The sequence below is a fragment of the Staphylococcus pettenkoferi genome (assembly GCF_002902685.1).
Classification (GTDB): domain Bacteria; phylum Bacillota; class Bacilli; order Staphylococcales; family Staphylococcaceae; genus Staphylococcus; species Staphylococcus pettenkoferi.
On the sequence record NZ_PPRN01000011.1, the window covers coordinates 1 to 16,298 of the forward strand.

Consider the following 16,298-nt stretch of genomic DNA (forward strand, 5'->3'; position numbering starts at 1 on the left):
ATATTTTAATATAACATAATTAATTTTACCTTTCCTCCCTCTGACGTGTGAAATTTGTCTTCAGAAATGATCCGATGTGCTTGGAAGATTTTATGACCGCCACATAAATCCAGTTTTAAAGCGCTTAGAATGAAAAACCGAGTTAAACAGATCTTTTCGCCACCAAACGAACCACTATTTCCAACTTTCCTTTTACCATCAAAAAACGCTCACAGAAGTCAACTTGAGACTCCTATGAGCGTTCTATATTAACCTACAGCTTTAATATCATCTAAATTAACTAAGTTCTCAATCATCGCATTGTTGTCGTAACCTTTCGCTGCCACTTTACCTGTCACGTTCAGATAAATCATATCTCGGTCTATCTTGAAGATATAGAAAGAAATACGTTCGATTCCATGTGACTCCAACAACTCTACAATCTCGCGTTTCAACTGAGGTGTATAAGAAGCTTCAATCGTAAATTTAATCGTCTCTTTACGAATAATAATCTCATGAAGAAAACGCGCACGCATAAAGTATTGGATAATCACTATAAGAATCGTCGTAACGATACCGATAAAGTACATGCCAGCACCGAGCGCCATACCAATACCTGACATGATCCATAATCCTGCTGCTGTCGTTAAACCATTGATGTTCGAGTTACGGATCAGAATCGTGCCGGCACCGATAAAGCTGATACCACTGACAACTTGAGCAGCGACACGTGATGGATCGAGCGCAATGTTTGTCTGACCTAACAAATCATCGAAACTGTATTTCGAAATAATGATAAAGAGTGCTGAAGCTGCACTGACGAGAATATGCGTACGTACACCCGCAGCTTTCATCCGCTGTGCACGTTCGTAACCCATCACCGAACCACAAACTGCTGCGACGAAGATTCTTAGAAAGAGGTCTAATTGAAATAACATATTATCCCTTCTTTCACGCCAAGCATGATTTCAACTTCCTCGTACTTATTCTACTATAATTTCAATTTAAGCAGAATCAGATTGACCTTTCAATGCGGTCTCTGTGAGTTTCAATTTATAGTCATGAATCGTTTGAAGTGAACCGTCTTTACGCTTCAAGATAATGTGATCGCGTGTGATTTGTGTAGGACTTGAAACTCCTACTGCAGCCGCAATCGTAAACAGACCTTCATGTAAACTAGTGATATAGTTCGTCACGCGATATTTCTTCTCATCAACAATCAGCGCACGTTCACGTTTAGGATCCGTTGTTGCCACACCTACAGGACATGTATTCATATGACATTGTTGACTCATGATACAACCTACGCTGATCATCATACCACGTGCGACATTGATTAAGTCTGCGCCAAGACCGAGCGCAATTGCAATCTTATCAGGCGTAACGAGTTTACCTGACGCGAAGATCTTCACTTTGTCACGCACACCATATTTTTCCAACATACCTGAAACGATTGGCAGTGCTGTGAAGAGTGGAAGTCCCACGCCATCTTGTAATTCTTGGAACGTCGCACCTGTACCACCTTCACCGCCATCGACAGTGATAAAGCTTGGGTACGTATCCGTCTCAACCATCGTCTTCACGAGCGCCTCGATTTCATGTACACGGCTTACTACAATCTTGAAACCAACTGGCTTCTGACCGTGTGTTTCGAGCTTCTTCACCCAACTTAATAGCTCTTTATTGTTATTGATATGTGCGAAACGGTTTGGAGAGTTAATCGTCTTCCAAGGTTCCACATTACGAATTTCTGCGATTTCTTCTGTTACTTTATTACTTTCCATGTGACCGCCACGCGTCTTCGCACCTTGAGCGAGTTTCACTTCAAAGGCACGGACTTTTTCACGACGTGCTTGTTTCAAGAACATGTCTAAATCGAAGTCGCCTTCTTTATTGCGGACACCAAACATACCTGGTCCGATTTGGAAGATAATATCTGCGCCACCTTCGAGATGGTATTTAGATAGACCACCTTCACCTGTATTCATCCAAGTTCCAGCTTGACCAAGTCCCATTGATAATGCTGTAATCGCACGTCCACCAAGGGCACCATAACTCATACCTGACTGACCCACGAGCCTTTTAATAGTAAAAGGATGTTGAAGATGACTGCCTAAGACGATCGCATCATCGTCCGCGAGATAGAATGGATCGATTTCAGTCTTATGAATCTTCTCATCACGGTTGAAGAGACGTTCGTTCTTGATCTTGTAGATAAAAGTCGAAATCATACGAGATTGATCGACGTTAAGCTCAGATTCTTGCTTCGGATACATGGCATTCTGAATAAAGAAGCCATCTTCATACGGATACAACGTACCGTAACTGGACATACGTGAATTATATTTCCCAGCGATAACGATGTTTTTATAATCGCTACGTGAGAAAGGTTTCCCTTGCGTATCTTCAGAGAACAAGTATTGACGCATCTCAGGACCAATCTTCTCTAAGAAGTAACGGACACGTGCAAGTAATGGATAGTTTCTTAACACACTGTGATGTTTCTGCGTCTTGTCTTTAAAGTAGAAAGCAATGGCAGTGATAATGCCGAAAAGTAGAACTCCTACAACTAATACGTTGATGATTAGTTGTAGTATCGTAAGAAATGTCATGACTATATCCCCCAATATGTGAGTTTCATCGATTATACTGAGACACCGTGTAAGCTCCCCCGTGCTCATCCAATGATATTGTAAGCGCTTTATTAAGTGATATAACAAAAAAGCAATCATCGCCCTCTGACTGCTTTAAATGTTGTGTACCCTAGACAGTTCGTCTAGTCAATAAGTAACTTACAATATTTGGTTATCAATCGTTATGTTATCGTTTTAAATTAAAACGAACTCAAAAAATTAAACCTATTCAACATTGTATTATTCTACATTTTCATTTGTTTTTCAAGGCGTAACAACGGGATTTTGTAAAAAGTGAAAAATCAAAAATAGTACGACAAATTTGTCGGATTTAGACTCGAGTGAAGGTCGAATGAAGAGGACACTTTTAACTACTCACCTATCGCTCGGAAATAGTAAAAACCTCACCACGCTCAGCGCCCACTCCAACTCTGTAACTTTCGTTGCTTATCTCCCCTACTTTGATACACTTTAACTAAAGACGATGAAAGGGAGATGTACGATGAATGAGAGATTATTTCACATACTTGAATTGTTAGTTAAGTATCAAACAGAAAGTCCACCCGCACGTAACACAGACCCGCTTCAAGATGAGATTCAACATTTCCTTGAAGCACTAGGCTTCGAAGTCGACCGCTATCCCCTTTATAAGAACGATAGCGTGATTAATGCGACGTTGAAAGGAAGCGATTCTACAGCACCTAAACTTATCCTTAATGGACACGTCGATGTCGCACATGTTGGAGACAGCTCAGATTGGACCTATCCACCTTTCGAACTGACGCAAGTAGATGATTACTTGTACGGCCGTGGTGTCGCAGATATGAAAGGTGGCGTCGCTTCCTTATTATATGTATTAGAAAAGTTACATCATGAGCATATCCAACCTCAAGGTGACATTATTGTGCAATCTGTAGTTGGCGAGGAAGTCGGAGAAGCTGGCACGAAGACAGCCTGCGAACATGCACCGCAAGCCGATTTAGGATTGGTCCTCGATACGAGTGAACAAGTTGCCCAAGGTCAAGGTGGTGTCATTACAGGTTGGATTACTGTTAAAAGCGCTAAGACCGTACACGATGGTGCGCGTCAACAAATGATTCATGCAGGCGGCGGTCTGTATGGTGCCAGTGCGATTGAGAAGATGTCCAAGGTGATTCAAGCATTAAATGAACTCGAGCGACATTGGGCTGTGACGAAATCTTATCCAGATATGCCTGCAGGTTCTACAACCATCAATCCAGCATATATCGAAGGCGGTAGACACCCAGCTTTCGTGGCTGATGAATGTAAGTTATGGATTACCGTGCATTATTTACCTAACGAGAATCACGACGAAATTGTTGCAGAAATTGAAGATTATCTCAATAAAGTAGCTGATGCAGACGTGTGGTTGCGCAATAATCCTCTCCAATATGATTGGGGCGGTACCTCTATGATTGAAGATAAAAACGAAGTCTTTCCAAGCTTTACGATTCCTACCGACCATCCAGGTTATGAGATGTTGCAACATGCTCACGAGCAAGTGATGCAGCAACCCTTACAATCGAATATGAGTACAACCGTAACTGATGGCGGTTGGCTTGAATATTTCGGCATTCCAACTATTCTCTACGGCCCTGGTGATTTAACTGAAGCGCATAGCGTCAATGAGAAGATTAAAGTAGAGGAACTAGAACAGTTCGCGCAGGTTCTTGAGGCCTTTTTAAAATCTTGGTATGCATCACCACAAAAAGGTTAATAAAAGTAGTGATTGTGAGTTAAAATGACAGAATTAAGACGCCCGGCATAGTAAAAAATGCATATCCTCTAAGTATCTCGTGATATGAAACCTTCCACTCCTACTTCACCAAATAAATAAAGAGGTCGGAAACGGGCTCCGACCTCTTTATATTATACGGTTATAGGAATGGGAATAAGAGAACTTCTCATTGTTCTCTCGTTGTGCTTGCGTCTTTATACATTAATAAGTATCAGATTCGTTCATTATCATATCCTAGCCGTAACGTAGCGAAGTGACTTATCACACTTCCTTCATGTATCTTATATTTATCGTTCTCCCATAAGTTTGTTATGACGCGAAATCATTTGAAACTTTTATTGATAGTATTAAAGAGTGTCTTAACATCTGTGTCTTCTGTCAGACCATGCACATTCATACGTCCATCTTTGAATAACGTAAGGGTATAATCTTGATAATGGATAATGGTAGCAAAGTTATTTCTTTTCACAATCGTTCCTGGAAGTAATTCAGCATGGTCGAAGACGTGAGGCTTAAAACGAAATCGAATGGCATTGCCACACAAATCTTCTATCGGATGGTGTTCGTTATGATTCAATAACTGGTAATCGTGTTGGCTACACACACGACAGTCAGTATCTTTCAAAGCGTCAACATTCATCGTTTGATACTTGACTTGGAAGGTATCGATCGTCACAAGTTTTTTTGAAAAACCGTTACCACTAGCATATCGTAATAACTCTGACACTTGCATACTTGCCACCTGTTGCACTACAGGCGGCAAGATGCCATTAATCGCACAACTTTCAGCTGTTTCAGGCATTTCCCCGAATAAGCATTTTAAACAAGGACCAGTAAAGTCAAAAGCGTACACACTCCCTTTACTGCCGACCACTGCACCGTAAATCCACGGAATTTGCGAATCGCAAGCCGCTTCATTAATCAAGTAACGCATTTTAAAGTTATCCATACCGTCAATGATGACATCAGGTTGCGTATCACGAATGAGCTGACTGATGTTCGTTGGTGTGACTTCCATATATAATGTAGAAATCAGAACCTGAGAATTCACAGTAGCTAATTTGTGTTTTAACGCTTCCACTTTAGGCAACATTTCAGCTACATCCTGCTCATCATATACAGCTTGTCGATGTAAGTTGGACGTTTCCACGATATCCATATCAGCAATGGTCAGTCGTCCTACACCCATGCGCACAAGCATTTCAGCCGTATGACTTCCTAAAGCGCCCGCACCAATAATCAGAACATGGAGTGCTTCTAGTTGAGATTGTCCTTGTTCACCGAATAGGCTAAAGCGCGCTTGTCGTGCATAACGTGTCATTATAGATAGCCTAATCCTTCAGTTGGGCTAGAAGCTTGCGCAGTATATTTCACAGGAATGCGACCAGCCTCGTATCCTAGACGGCCTGCGTGAATGCCTAGTTTCATTGCTTCAGCCATTTTAACAGGATCTTTCGCACTAGAGATTGCCGTATTTAACAAGATACCGTCAGCACCTAGTTCCATCGCTTGGGCCACATCTTTCGGAGAACCGATACCTGCGTCCACGATGACCGGCACATTAGCTTGCTCAATAATATAACGCAAGTTTAACGGGTTGTTGATACCACGTCCTGTGCCGATTGGTGAAGCGAGTGGCATCACTGCATGTACACCTAACTCTTCGAGACGTCTCGCTAACACGAGGTCGTTAGAAATGTACGGACAAACTGTGTACCCTTTGTCTAACAACACTTTACATGCTTCGTATGTCTCAAATGGATCAGGTAACAACGTTTCATCGTCCCCGATCACTTCTACTTTGATCATGTCACACACGCCTGCATGGTTCGCAATTTCGGCTATGCGAATCGCTTCTTTAGCTGTCTTAGCTCCTGCTGTGTTTGGAAAAGTAGTGAATTGACTCAAATCCACATTCGCTAATGGATTCGGTAAAGACTTGTCGTATAAATTCATACGACGTACTGCGAACGTGAGTACTTCTGTTTCAGACGCTTCGATCGCTTTCGTTTGTGTCTCTTCATCTTCAAACTTTCCTGTTCCTAAAAATAATCTTGATTTGAATTCGAAATTTCCAATTTTAAACATATTAACCGCCTCCTACGACTTCTAACAATTCTAATTTGTCCGATTCTTTCACGATGGCTTGCTCATATTGATCTCGCTTGAGCAAATCTTCGTTGTGCTCAACAATGACGCGCTTCTCATCTAACTCAAGTTGCTGAATCACATCATGTACAGACAATTCACTATCGAAAGTGAACGTATCGCCATTAATCACACACTTCATTTAATTCACCTCTTACATATGCAAAGTCATTTAACGCGACAGGTTTCTGACCGCCAACGAGCCATTCTGCCATCAGGTCTCCAATAACGGGCGACAACAGAATACCGTTACGGTAATGTCCGGTGATGACGAACAGACCTTCTTCTATCTCGTCCATAATCGGCTGTTCACCACGTGTATATGGGCGGACACCTGACCAGTGTTTTAATACTTTACTGTTGCGCAAACCAGGTATCTTGGCACACGCTTCATCAAACAGCCATTTTTTACCTGCTTCAGAAACACCGACTGAATAATCGTCTCTCAAGCTCGTCGCCCCAATGAGAAACCGAGATTTATTCTTCGGTACTATATAACAACCATTTGTCATAAAGACCGTTGTTTCAAGTTTGAGGTCAGGATTCTCAACGAGCAGCACCTCACCTTTCACACCTGTCACTTGACGCTTCAACGCCTCATCTTCTAGTAAATCTGCACTCCAAGCGCCACCTGCAACGATGACTTGTTCGGCCGTTAAACTTTCGCGATCCGTGTGTACCACATAACCTGAAGATGTGCGTTCAATCGCTTGGGCCTCGGTCTGATACCAACGATGTACATTGCGTTTATTCAACGACTTGAGCAACGCTTTCGTATACTTATTCGCATTGATTTGATGGTCGTCCGGAATGAGCGTAGCGGCTAACCCAGTGACATTAATCTCACCATGTGTATGTCGCTTTAATGCTTCACGGTTTAAATCACGAACGAGCGGATTATACTTGCTTAAGAATTGCGATTGGGCTTCGACAAAGTCGTTGTCTTCAGACTGCGCCGCTAATTTGATAAGCCCTGTTTGTTTAAACTCGATATCGATACCGACCTCTTCTTTGAGACGCTCACTCAACCCTTCAAAGCGTTTCTGCGATTCTCTCGCTAATTCGTATAGCGGGCTATAATACATGAACTCATTCTGCGCACCTAACATGCCGCCTGCTTTATACGACGCATGCTTACCTGGCACATCGCGATCCAACACCGCAACGTTCAATTGTTTCGCACTCAACTCTCGCGCGATAGACATTCCCATAACTCCAGATCCTATGATGATGACATCATACATACTCGGACCATTCCTTTCTCAACGCCTTCATCTCTGACGTCGTGACATTTTCAAATAGCGAAATAGCTGCGATACCTGTAAATCCTTTCGGCAATTGTGAAATATTCGTGAGCGTAATTCCTCCCAACGCGACCACTGGGATGGGTTGAGCAACTGCAGCTCTTATTTCTGTAGCTGTCCTTGGCGCTAACCCTGGCTTAGACTTTGTAGGAAAAATGTGTCCGTACAACACAAAGTCGAGACCTAAGTTCGCCGCCCTTTGGATTGTGGCTGCCGAATGCGTAGATTGACTGACGCGAATATTAGGGTGTGTATCGACAAATGATTCTAGTTCTTCAGCACTTTCTTTAAAATGAATTGCACTTAAGTGTTGGCGTTCCAATAGCTGAATGTCATTGTGCGCAATCAATTTATCCTTTGCAAAGCCTTGTCGTACTATCTGTTCAATCCACTGTTCGAGTTGATCCATCGGCATAGGCGTACGTAGTATTAAACCATCGATGTCAGTGGCAAGTTCACGATAGTGTTCTAAATCTTGTACTGTTAAGTTTCGATACGGTGTGATTGCAATAAACAAAGTCGTCACCCCAAATAAAAAAGACGTTATTTTTCCGGCTAGAAAAATAACGTCTACGCATCTTACTTTATCAACTCGTTGAACGCCACTTTCCTACGCCAGTATGAACTGGATCAGGTTCTAGGAATTCTAAAGTCGATACTTTAATCTCAGCCTTTAACAAAAGCACTTCCAGTGGTTCACTACTCATTTCTATTCAGTTCGTAATTCAATTTTTATATTAACGCAAGCCGAGCTATCTTGCAAGCGGATTCAAGAGTGTAATTAGAAACCTTACTGCTTACGCGTTAACTCTAACAGACCTTTTGTGATGTCTTTCGTTTGCAGATAAACTTGTTGATACAAATTGTAAAACTGCTGATAACGTTGGTGACGCTCAGCATCAGGATGATACACTGCACCGTATTCAATAAATTGTTCTACACAATCTTCTAACGATTCAAACCAACCTAAACCGTAAGCCGCAATCATTGCCGCACCCATACTTGGTCCTTCCGCATTGCGTAAACTTTTAATATCAGCATTAAAGATATCGGCTTGTAGTTGAAGCCAGAATTCACTTTGCGCACCGCCGCCAATCGCTACGATTTCTGAAATATTTTTACCAGTTTCGCGCAAATAAGCGATTGAATCATAGAGTGAGAAAGTAATACCTTCTAGGACAGCACGTGCCATATCCGCTTTTGTATGCATACCGCTCAGACCTATAAAACTACCTCGAATATTCGCGTCACCATGAGGCGTGCGTTCACCTGATAGATAAGGGGCGAAGAGCAAACCGTTGCTGCCAGGTTGCGATTGCGCAGCCAAATCAACAATCTCTGCAAAGTCCAAATTAGGAAAGACGGTGCGTTTCAACCAACTCAAGCTATCGCCAGCTGCTAACGTGACGCCCATCGCGTACGACATGTGCATCTTCGCGTGCTTAAACATGTGAATATTATGATACATCGTCTTATCTTCTTCAGTCTCACACGATAAGACAACACCTGACGTACCAATACTGCATAGCGTTTCGTTCGCGTTCATCACTCCAGCGCCTACTGCACCACATGCGTTATCTCCTCCACCAGCGAAGACTGCAACATCATCTTCTAAGCCGAGTTCTTGTGCAAGCGATGTCGTGATATGACCCACTTTCGCCGTAGAAGGAACCAACTCAGGGTATATGTCCTTCATGCCGAAACGTTCGCCTGTTTCTTTCGACCACGCATTCGTTACAGGATCTAAGAGCAACGTACTTGAACCGTCAGAGTATTCCATGTTGATCTGATTCGTAAATTTAAAGCGCACATAATCTTTCGGCAACATAAAGACATGGGCTTGTTCCCAATTCTCAGGTTCGTGCGCTTTCACCCACAATAATTTCGTTAACGTAAAGCCTTCAAGAACTGGATTTCCTAACACGTAATTCCCTAATTGATTAATAATCTGTTTACACTGCTCTGAAGAACGTGTATCATTCCAGAGTATTGCTCTACGGAGTGGTTTCAAATCCTTATTCAATAGCACTAAACCATGCATTTGTCCTGAGAACGACAAGCCTTTGATGGCGTAAGGAGCCATCGCTTCGTCTTGGCGGAGTTGCTCCACACACGAAGTCGCTGCTTCAAACCATTCATCAGGATCTTGCTCGCTGTAACCTGGATAGTCATGATAAATACTCAAATCTTCTTTCGCTACAGCTACGACTGCACCTTGCTTGTCGACAGCAATCGCTTTTACTGAACTTGTACCAATATCAATGCCCAACACTACTTCTTTCACTGTTCACACTCGTCCTTTACTTCAGAATTTTTTCTAGCTCTCTTATTATCTTTAAGATTTATCACACCTTTTCTAGAAAAACAACTCCTAAATAAGCTTAGGCGGTTGAGTTAAAATTGGGACAACCATGCGTTTTAACAGGGTGAGCAGTCTGCCCGACGTCTAAAAAGTGATATTTATATGGCAAAGTTGCTACTGAAACAAAATAGTGTCCCTACCCTACTTTCTTAAGGCATAATAGGAGAGTGTTAAGAAAGTCGTAACTACTCGCAAATCTTTATAGGCAACTCGCTCATATAGGTTTGACATACATGTTAGAATATTACTGTTAAACAGTTTAATTCCCCTTAATGAGTAGTATTATCGCTTAGCAATCATTTCAATCATTCACTTCATAGCGATGGAGTTATCGTTAACATATAAAGTAATCATAAAATAAAGGAGAAGGTAAGTATGAGTATGGATTATAGAGTCTTACTATATTACAAATACGTAACTATCGATGATCCAGAAACATTTGCGCAAGAACATTTAGATTTCTGTAAATCACTCGGCTTGAAAGGACGCATCCTAGTCTCAACAGAGGGACTCAATGGAACGTTATCAGGTCCAGTTGAAGCGACAGAAAAATATAAAGAACATGTCCGTTCAGATGAGCGTTTCAAAGATATCGTATTTAAAGAAGATAAAGCTGAAGAACACGCATTCAAGAAGATGCACGTGCGTCCTAGAAAAGAGATTGTCGCATTTGATTTAGATGAAGATGTGAATCCGAAAGAGCTCACAGGTAAATATTATTCACCAAGCGAATTCAAGGAAGCGTTATTGTCAGACGACACAATCATCCTCGATGCACGTAATGACTATGAGTATGACTTAGGTCACTTCCGTGGCGCAGTTCGCCCTGATATTACTCGCTTCAGAGATTTACCTGACTGGATCAGAAATCACAAAGATGAGCTTTCAGGTAAGAAGATTGTCACTTACTGCACAGGTGGTATCCGCTGTGAGAAATTCTCAGGTTGGCTTAAACGTGAAGGTTTCGAAGACGTAGGTCAACTTGAAGGCGGTATTGCGACTTACGGTAAAGACCCTGAGACTCAAGGTGAATACTGGGATGGTAAAATGTACGTGTTTGATGAACGTATCAGCGTCGACGTGAACCATGTGAACAAGACAGTTGTCGGTAAAGAGTGGTTCGACGGTACACCATGTGAACGCTACATCAACTGTAGTAACCCAGAATGTAACAAACAAATTCTCGTTTCAGAAGAGAACGAAGAACGCTACTTAGGCGCATGCAGTTACGAATGTGCGGCAGACGAGCGCAATCGTTATGTGAAACGTCACAACATTAGCGACGAAGAGAAACAACGTCGTCTTGAGAACTTTAAAGAACTCGCTAAACAATAATTTTTAATGCAATAAAGCTACTTCCCTCGTGCAGTGGAAGTAGCTTTTTTAGTTGAGTGATTTTACGATGTGTAAAAGTAACCTCGATTTTACGAAATTTGATTTTTTGCGAGCGTCTCCTAATTCATTTTTGTGAAAATTTCTGGTGGAGCTGAAATTCTGTTACGCCCTTCCGTCTAAAAATTGAATAACTGCAATTTGCTTTAGTGTTGCCCGCCAATATATGATAAGCACATCAAACGTCACTCATGCCAATCGACAAAGTCAGTTCAATTTAATGCGTTTCTCCTAGTGCAATTTTCTCATCTTGCTGATCAATCACTCGAATTGCCGCAGTTAAACCTTTAACCATCGTTTCAAGAGACATTGACGGTTGATTAGGTTTATCTGTTACTTGTTCAGGTACGTAAGGTACATGAATGAAACCAAAGCGTATATTTGAGAAACGTGTCGCTTGTAAATAGCCTAATTGATATAGAATATGGTTACACACGAAAGTCCCCGCGGTGTTAGACAATCGCGCTGGTACGCCCGCTTCTTTGATAGCCGCTACCATCCTTTTAACAGGCATATTAGAGAAGTATGCAGTTTCACCTTCTGCTTGGATACTCTGATCAATAGGTTGATTCTTCTCATTATCTGGAATACGTGCATCGTCTACATTAATTCCGATACGTTCAGGCGTGAGTTCAAATCTACCTCCAGCTTGTCCTATCACTAGCACTGCATCATAGTTTTGTTGTTCAAGTTCTTGTTCAATAACTTGTTTCGATTTATGGAATACTGTGGGAATCTCCAACTTTGTAATTTGATGGTCACCAATCGTGTCATCCAAAGACTTCACTGCTTCAAGAGCTGGATTAATATTCTCTCCACCAAACGGATCAAATGCTGCGACTAATATATTCATAAGCAAGTCCTCCTATTATTGATTAGTTACATTAAAAAGCCCAAAAGTACATTAAAGCAATGTGAGCAACGATAAGCAGTAGTGCTACAGGTAATTGTGCCTTAATTACTCCAAACTCGTCTTTCATTTCTAACAATGCTACTGGTAACGTATTAAAGTTCGCTGCCATAGGGGTAATCAGTGTGCCACAGAAACCACCTGTCATGGCTAGAGCACCAGCAATAACTGGATCGCCCCCTTGAGCAATAACGAAAGGAATTCCTATGCTTGCAGTAATAACAGTGAAAGCTGCAAATGCATTCCCCATCAACATCGTAAACAGCACCATTCCTAGTATATAAGCGATAGAGCCAACGAGATGACTTCCTTCAGGTAGAAATGAAGATATACCATGAGAAATTACTTTCCCTACACCACTCGCTGTAAAAAGAACACCTAAAGCAGCTAGAAATTGCGGTAGAATACCTACAGCACCGACCTGTTGTGTCAACCTGTCGCTATCATAAAGTATGTATTTCGCTTTAGGTTTAATAACGAGTAATGCTGCGATTAAACCTACAACTGAAGATACACCTAAGCCAATTGCACCGCCTAAAGGTGTCCAATTCGAAACGATGACTGCTACGACTGCTAAAACTAATGCAGGTATGAATAGTTTGTTTCCGTAACGACGTGCACCTTGTTCTACTTCACGCTCATTCACATCAATGATATTTTTAATCATAACTTGTTTGAAGAGTGTGAGTACCCCCATTAGAACGATAAGTAAACCGTTTATGACATTAGGCAAATATGGACCTGCCATAAATAAGATTGCAAGTATTAGCCAGAAAAGTGCAGTTCCCACTCGTTTACCTTTATCAGGCGCTTTCAAAGCACGATAAGCTGTGTAGATGAATTGTAAACCCGCTAGTATATAGAAGCATTCAAGAATGCGATTAATTACTGTCTCACTCATCATTACGCACCCCTTTGTGAGTTCGTCCATACTTTTTATCTAAATAACGGTCGAACAAGATATTGTTGAGCCAAACGATAACTATCGTCACTCCAGCGATAGGTAGTGAAGCTAAGACAAGATCAACTGCATTGACGTTAATATGTAACGACTTGAACGTTCCAGCCATCAATAATACCCCTGCAGAACCAATAAATAAATTTTGTCCAAAGAAGTTACCGTAATTCTCCATGGCAGAAGTTTGTGCTTTGATCTTATCGATATCTTTTGGATCTACATCTTTTTGATTTAAGTTATAACGTGTGCGCAATGCACTTTGCGTCATAGGATTAATGAGTGGGCGCACAAATTGCGGGTGTCCATTAATACGAATAGAAGCTAACCCTGCGACCTTTCTCAGAATTAAATACAAGGTCATCAGCCTTCCACTCGTGACTTTTTGTACTTTACCAATTAAATTAGATGCCTGTTTCTTTAGTCCAAAGCGTTCAATAAGCCCTACCATTGGTAAGGTTAAGACGAATAATGTGACTAAACGCTGATCTACGAACGCTTTTCCTAAAGTAGCTAATATTTGAGTAAAGTCCATCCCTGATACTAACCCAGTCGCTATCGCAGCGATTAAAATAACTGCAATCGTATCTATTTTGACTAAAAAGCCAACAATGATAATCACAATGCCTATTAATTTAAGCCATTCCATAGTTTCAACTCCCCTTTGTTTAGTATGAAAAACTAATTGCATTAAAGATTATCATAATTCAGAATTTAATAATAGTCCTTCTTGTTAATTTATTGCACATAGAAAAAGAGTAGTACGGTTAGAAGAAAGTTGTTCAAACCATACTACTCAAAGGTTTACTTAGATAGCTTCAACTATTACATGCTTAATGATGATAATGTCCGAACACCACTAAAATAATGCCCAATAGGATGAAAGATCCTACCATGAACTTAGAAAGTAAATTCGTTTCAAAGAAAAATCGACGACGCTCTGTGCCTTTTGCTAGTAATATCGCGTTAATTGCAACACTAGCAATAAAGACGATAAATAATATTAAAATGATAATTCCTACTAAGTTCATGAGGTCTCCTCCTTTATAGACAATCCATTAAATATATTGATGCTCTTCTAAATAATTTAGAATTTGTGTAACAGCGTCTTTAACATCTAATTGTTCAGTATCAATTGTGATTTCAGGATTACGTGGTTCTTCGTAAGGTGCACTAATTCCAGTAAATTCTGGGATTTCACCCGTTCTAGCTTTCTTATAAAGTCCTTTAGGATCACGACGCTCACACTCTTCAACACTACATTGGGTATAGATTTCGATAAATTCGTCGTCATCTAACATCGCTCTCACATTGTCTCTATCTTCTCGATAAGGAGAAATAAATGCAGTGATGGTAATGAGCCCTGCATCTACCATTAGTTTACTTACTTCGCCAATACGACGAATATTCTCTTGACGATCTTCAGGACTAAAACCTAGATTCTTATTTAATCCATGACGAACGTTATCGCCGTCTAAACGAAAGGCATGTTTTTTACGTTCAAATAAAGCTTTCTCTAACTCTACTGAGATCGTTGATTTACCAGAACCTGATAAACCAGTAAACCAAAGTGTAGCGCTCTTATGACCATGTAGTTGTTGACGATCTTGTTTCGTTACTTCTGAATCATGCCAAGTAATATTTGTTGATTCACCCATCATTCCACTCCTCAAATATTAGTTTTCTTTAAGTCCTTTGATTAAGACTTCCGCAACCTCTGGACGAGAGAATTCTTTAGGTAATGGTTCACCATTACGTAATTTTTCGCGTACTTTCGTACCACTTAAGTGAAGATGTTTAGAACTGTCGTGTGGGCAAGTCTTCGCTGTTGCCATGTTGCCACATACTTCGCAGTAGAAAGCGTGCTCAAATTTTAATATTTGAATTCCTAATTCATCTTCATATTGTGAAATGAGTTCTTGCGCTTCGTAAGTACCGTAGTAATCGCCGACACCTGCGTGGTCACGACCAACGATGAAGTGTGTACAACCATAGTTTTTACGTACAGTCGCATGCAGAATTGCTTCCTTAGGTCCTGCATAACGCATTGCTGCTGGATAGATCACTAAACGTGTTCTATTTTCTGGGAAATAATTTTTAAGTATCGCTTGATAACTTTCCATACGCACATCTGCAGGGATATCATCTGATTTCGTTTCTCCTACGAGTGGGTTTAACAGTAAGCCATCTACAATTTCTAAAGCTGATTTTTGAATATATTCATGTGCACGATGCACTGGGTTACGTGTTTGGAAACCTACAACTGTTTTCCAACCTAAGTCAGCGAACATTTGACGTGTTTCCGCTGGATCATAGTGATAATCAGAGAATTCATCGTGTTTCGGACGGTTTAATAAATAAACTGGACCACCGAGATAAATTGAGCCTTTTTCATAAACTTTTTTAACACCTGGATGATTGTCGTCAGTTGTACCGTATACTTCACGTGCTTCTTTCTCTTTGTCATAACTGAATTTCTCTTCTAAGTCTAAGACGCCGTAAAGTTCGCCATCTTCGCCATACAATGCGACACGATCGCCAACATTAAGCTCATCTGCTTTCGCTTCATCTACTGGTAGTGTGATTGGAATACTCCATACTAAACCATTAGCTAAGTGTGTTTCTTCTACTACCTTGTTGTAATCTGCTTCACCCATGAAACCAGTGAGTGGACTGAATCCACCAATACCAATTAATTCAAGATCAGATAGACTCCATGGATTGAGCGTTACACTTGGAAAGTCTTGAGCTTGTTGGATAAGTGTTTCACGCTCTTGACCTTCTAGAGCACGATTAATCAGCTCGCCTCCATGCGGTTTGATTGTATTATTGATAATGTCATTTGAAACTGCCATG

At 41.0% G+C, this 16,298-nt stretch carries 16 protein-coding genes and 1 riboswitch; of the genes, 2 read left to right on the plus strand and 14 right to left on the minus strand.

Annotation, left to right across the window (positions count from 1 at the left end):
* Nucleotides 1-248: 248 nt before the first annotated feature.
* Entirely contained in the window at nt 249-917 is a 669-nt protein-coding gene (locus tag CD126_RS01890) for an MgtC/SapB family protein (protein ID WP_002472642.1), read from the minus strand.
* A gap of 66 nt (nt 918-983) precedes the next feature.
* A complete protein-coding gene (locus tag CD126_RS01895; RefSeq protein WP_103369946.1) occupies nt 984-2,591 on the minus strand; it encodes an FMN-binding glutamate synthase family protein in 1,608 nt (535 codons plus the stop codon).
* A 523-nt stretch (nt 2,592-3,114) separates the two neighbouring features.
* Between CD126_RS01895 and CD126_RS01900 the strand changes: the two genes are divergently transcribed.
* Nucleotides 3,115-4,350 (plus strand): acetylornithine deacetylase, encoded by a 1,236-nt coding sequence (locus tag CD126_RS01900; RefSeq protein WP_049408293.1) that lies wholly within the window; start codon nt 3,115-3,117, stop codon nt 4,348-4,350.
* Nucleotides 4,351-4,693: 343 nt separating this feature from the next.
* On the opposite strand, the gene CD126_RS01905 is transcribed toward CD126_RS01900, so the two are convergent.
* From CD126_RS01905 to xylB, 6 genes are all read right to left on the minus strand, one after another.
* Nucleotides 4,694-5,692, minus strand: a complete 999-nt coding sequence (locus CD126_RS01905) for a ThiF family adenylyltransferase (protein ID WP_049408291.1) — start codon at nt 5,690-5,692, stop codon at nt 4,694-4,696.
* The gene (locus tag CD126_RS01910) at nt 5,692-6,459 is read right to left on the minus strand and encodes a thiazole synthase (protein ID WP_002472666.1); all 768 of its coding nucleotides are present in this window, start codon (nt 6,457-6,459) and stop codon (nt 5,692-5,694) included. Before CD126_RS01910 ends, CD126_RS01905 begins: the two co-directional genes overlap by 1 nt.
* 1 nt (nt 6,460) lies before the next feature.
* Entirely contained in the window at nt 6,461-6,661 is a 201-nt protein-coding gene (gene thiS, locus CD126_RS01915) for a sulfur carrier protein ThiS (RefSeq protein WP_049408289.1), read from the minus strand.
* The gene (thiO, locus tag CD126_RS01920; RefSeq protein ID WP_103369947.1) at nt 6,645-7,763 is read right to left on the minus strand and encodes a glycine oxidase ThiO; all 1,119 of its coding nucleotides are present in this window, start codon (nt 7,761-7,763) and stop codon (nt 6,645-6,647) included. Before thiO ends, thiS begins: the two co-directional genes overlap by 17 nt.
* Complete coding sequence (locus tag CD126_RS01925) at nt 7,756-8,340, minus strand: thiamine phosphate synthase (RefSeq protein WP_103369948.1); 585 nt, start codon at nt 8,338-8,340, stop codon at nt 7,756-7,758. The genes thiO and CD126_RS01925 overlap by 8 nt, the downstream gene beginning before the upstream one ends.
* Before the next feature lie 73 nt (nt 8,341-8,413).
* Nucleotides 8,414-8,523, minus strand: a riboswitch (TPP riboswitch).
* A gap of 90 nt (nt 8,524-8,613) precedes the next feature.
* Nucleotides 8,614-10,107, minus strand: a complete 1,494-nt coding sequence (xylB, locus tag CD126_RS01930) for a xylulokinase (RefSeq protein WP_049408285.1) — start codon at nt 10,105-10,107, stop codon at nt 8,614-8,616.
* A gap of 459 nt (nt 10,108-10,566) precedes the next feature.
* On the opposite strand from xylB, the gene trhO reads away from it, so the two are divergent.
* On the plus strand, nt 10,567-11,520 hold the full coding sequence (gene trhO / locus CD126_RS01935) for an oxygen-dependent tRNA uridine(34) hydroxylase TrhO (RefSeq protein ID WP_049408360.1): 954 nt from the start codon (nt 10,567-10,569) through the stop codon (nt 11,518-11,520).
* Nucleotides 11,521-11,794: 274 nt separating this feature from the next.
* On the opposite strand, the gene pcp is transcribed toward trhO, so the two are convergent.
* The 6 genes from pcp to sat form a co-directional block, all read right to left on the minus strand.
* On the minus strand, nt 11,795-12,430 hold the full coding sequence (pcp, locus tag CD126_RS01940) for a pyroglutamyl-peptidase I (RefSeq protein ID WP_049408283.1): 636 nt from the start codon (nt 12,428-12,430) through the stop codon (nt 11,795-11,797).
* Nucleotides 12,431-12,461: 31 nt separating this feature from the next.
* A complete protein-coding gene (locus CD126_RS01945; protein ID WP_049408282.1) occupies nt 12,462-13,388 on the minus strand; it encodes a DUF979 domain-containing protein in 927 nt (308 codons plus the stop codon).
* Entirely contained in the window at nt 13,381-14,091 is a 711-nt protein-coding gene (locus CD126_RS01950; protein ID WP_002472679.1) for a DUF969 domain-containing protein, read from the minus strand. Before CD126_RS01950 ends, CD126_RS01945 begins: the two co-directional genes overlap by 8 nt.
* Before the next feature lie 184 nt (nt 14,092-14,275).
* Nucleotides 14,276-14,473: a hypothetical protein gene (locus CD126_RS01955; protein ID WP_049408281.1), complete on the minus strand. Its 198-nt coding sequence runs from the start codon at nt 14,471-14,473 to the stop codon at nt 14,276-14,278.
* A gap of 27 nt (nt 14,474-14,500) precedes the next feature.
* Nucleotides 14,501-15,100 (minus strand): adenylyl-sulfate kinase, encoded by a 600-nt coding sequence (gene cysC / locus CD126_RS01960; RefSeq protein ID WP_049408279.1) that lies wholly within the window; start codon nt 15,098-15,100, stop codon nt 14,501-14,503.
* 18 nt (nt 15,101-15,118) lie between these two features.
* Nucleotides 15,119-16,297, minus strand: a complete 1,179-nt coding sequence (gene sat, locus CD126_RS01965; RefSeq protein ID WP_049408277.1) for a sulfate adenylyltransferase — start codon at nt 16,295-16,297, stop codon at nt 15,119-15,121.
* Nucleotide 16,298: the final 1 nt, after the last annotated feature.

Coding starts and splice junctions, on each gene's coding strand:
- CD126_RS01890 (WP_002472642.1), bottom strand. CDS start 917: ATGTTATTTCAATTAGACCTCTTTCTAAGAATCTTCGTCGCAGCAGTT.
- CD126_RS01895 (WP_103369946.1), bottom strand. CDS start 2,591: ATGACATTTCTTACGATACTACAACTAATCATCAACGTATTAGTTGTA.
- CD126_RS01900 (WP_049408293.1), top strand. CDS start 3,115: ATGAATGAGAGATTATTTCACATACTTGAATTGTTAGTTAAGTATCAA.
- CD126_RS01905 (WP_049408291.1), bottom strand. CDS start 5,692: ATGACACGTTATGCACGACAAGCGCGCTTTAGCCTATTCGGTGAACAA.
- CD126_RS01910 (WP_002472666.1), bottom strand. CDS start 6,459: ATGTTTAAAATTGGAAATTTCGAATTCAAATCAAGATTATTTTTAGGA.
- thiS (WP_049408289.1), bottom strand. CDS start 6,661: ATGAAGTGTGTGATTAATGGCGATACGTTCACTTTCGATAGTGAATTG.
- thiO (WP_103369947.1), bottom strand. CDS start 7,763: ATGTATGATGTCATCATCATAGGATCTGGAGTTATGGGAATGTCTATC.
- trhO (WP_049408360.1), top strand. CDS start 10,567: ATGGATTATAGAGTCTTACTATATTACAAATACGTAACTATCGATGAT.
- pcp (WP_049408283.1), bottom strand. CDS start 12,430: ATGAATATATTAGTCGCAGCATTTGATCCGTTTGGTGGAGAGAATATT.
- CD126_RS01945 (WP_049408282.1), bottom strand. CDS start 13,388: ATGAGTGAGACAGTAATTAATCGCATTCTTGAATGCTTCTATATACTA.
- CD126_RS01950 (WP_002472679.1), bottom strand. CDS start 14,091: ATGGAATGGCTTAAATTAATAGGCATTGTGATTATCATTGTTGGCTTT.
- CD126_RS01955 (WP_049408281.1), bottom strand. CDS start 14,473: ATGAACTTAGTAGGAATTATCATTTTAATATTATTTATCGTCTTTATT.
- cysC (WP_049408279.1), bottom strand. CDS start 15,100: ATGGGTGAATCAACAAATATTACTTGGCATGATTCAGAAGTAACGAAA.
- sat (WP_049408277.1), bottom strand. CDS start 16,297: ATGGCAGTTTCAAATGACATTATCAATAATACAATCAAACCGCATGGA.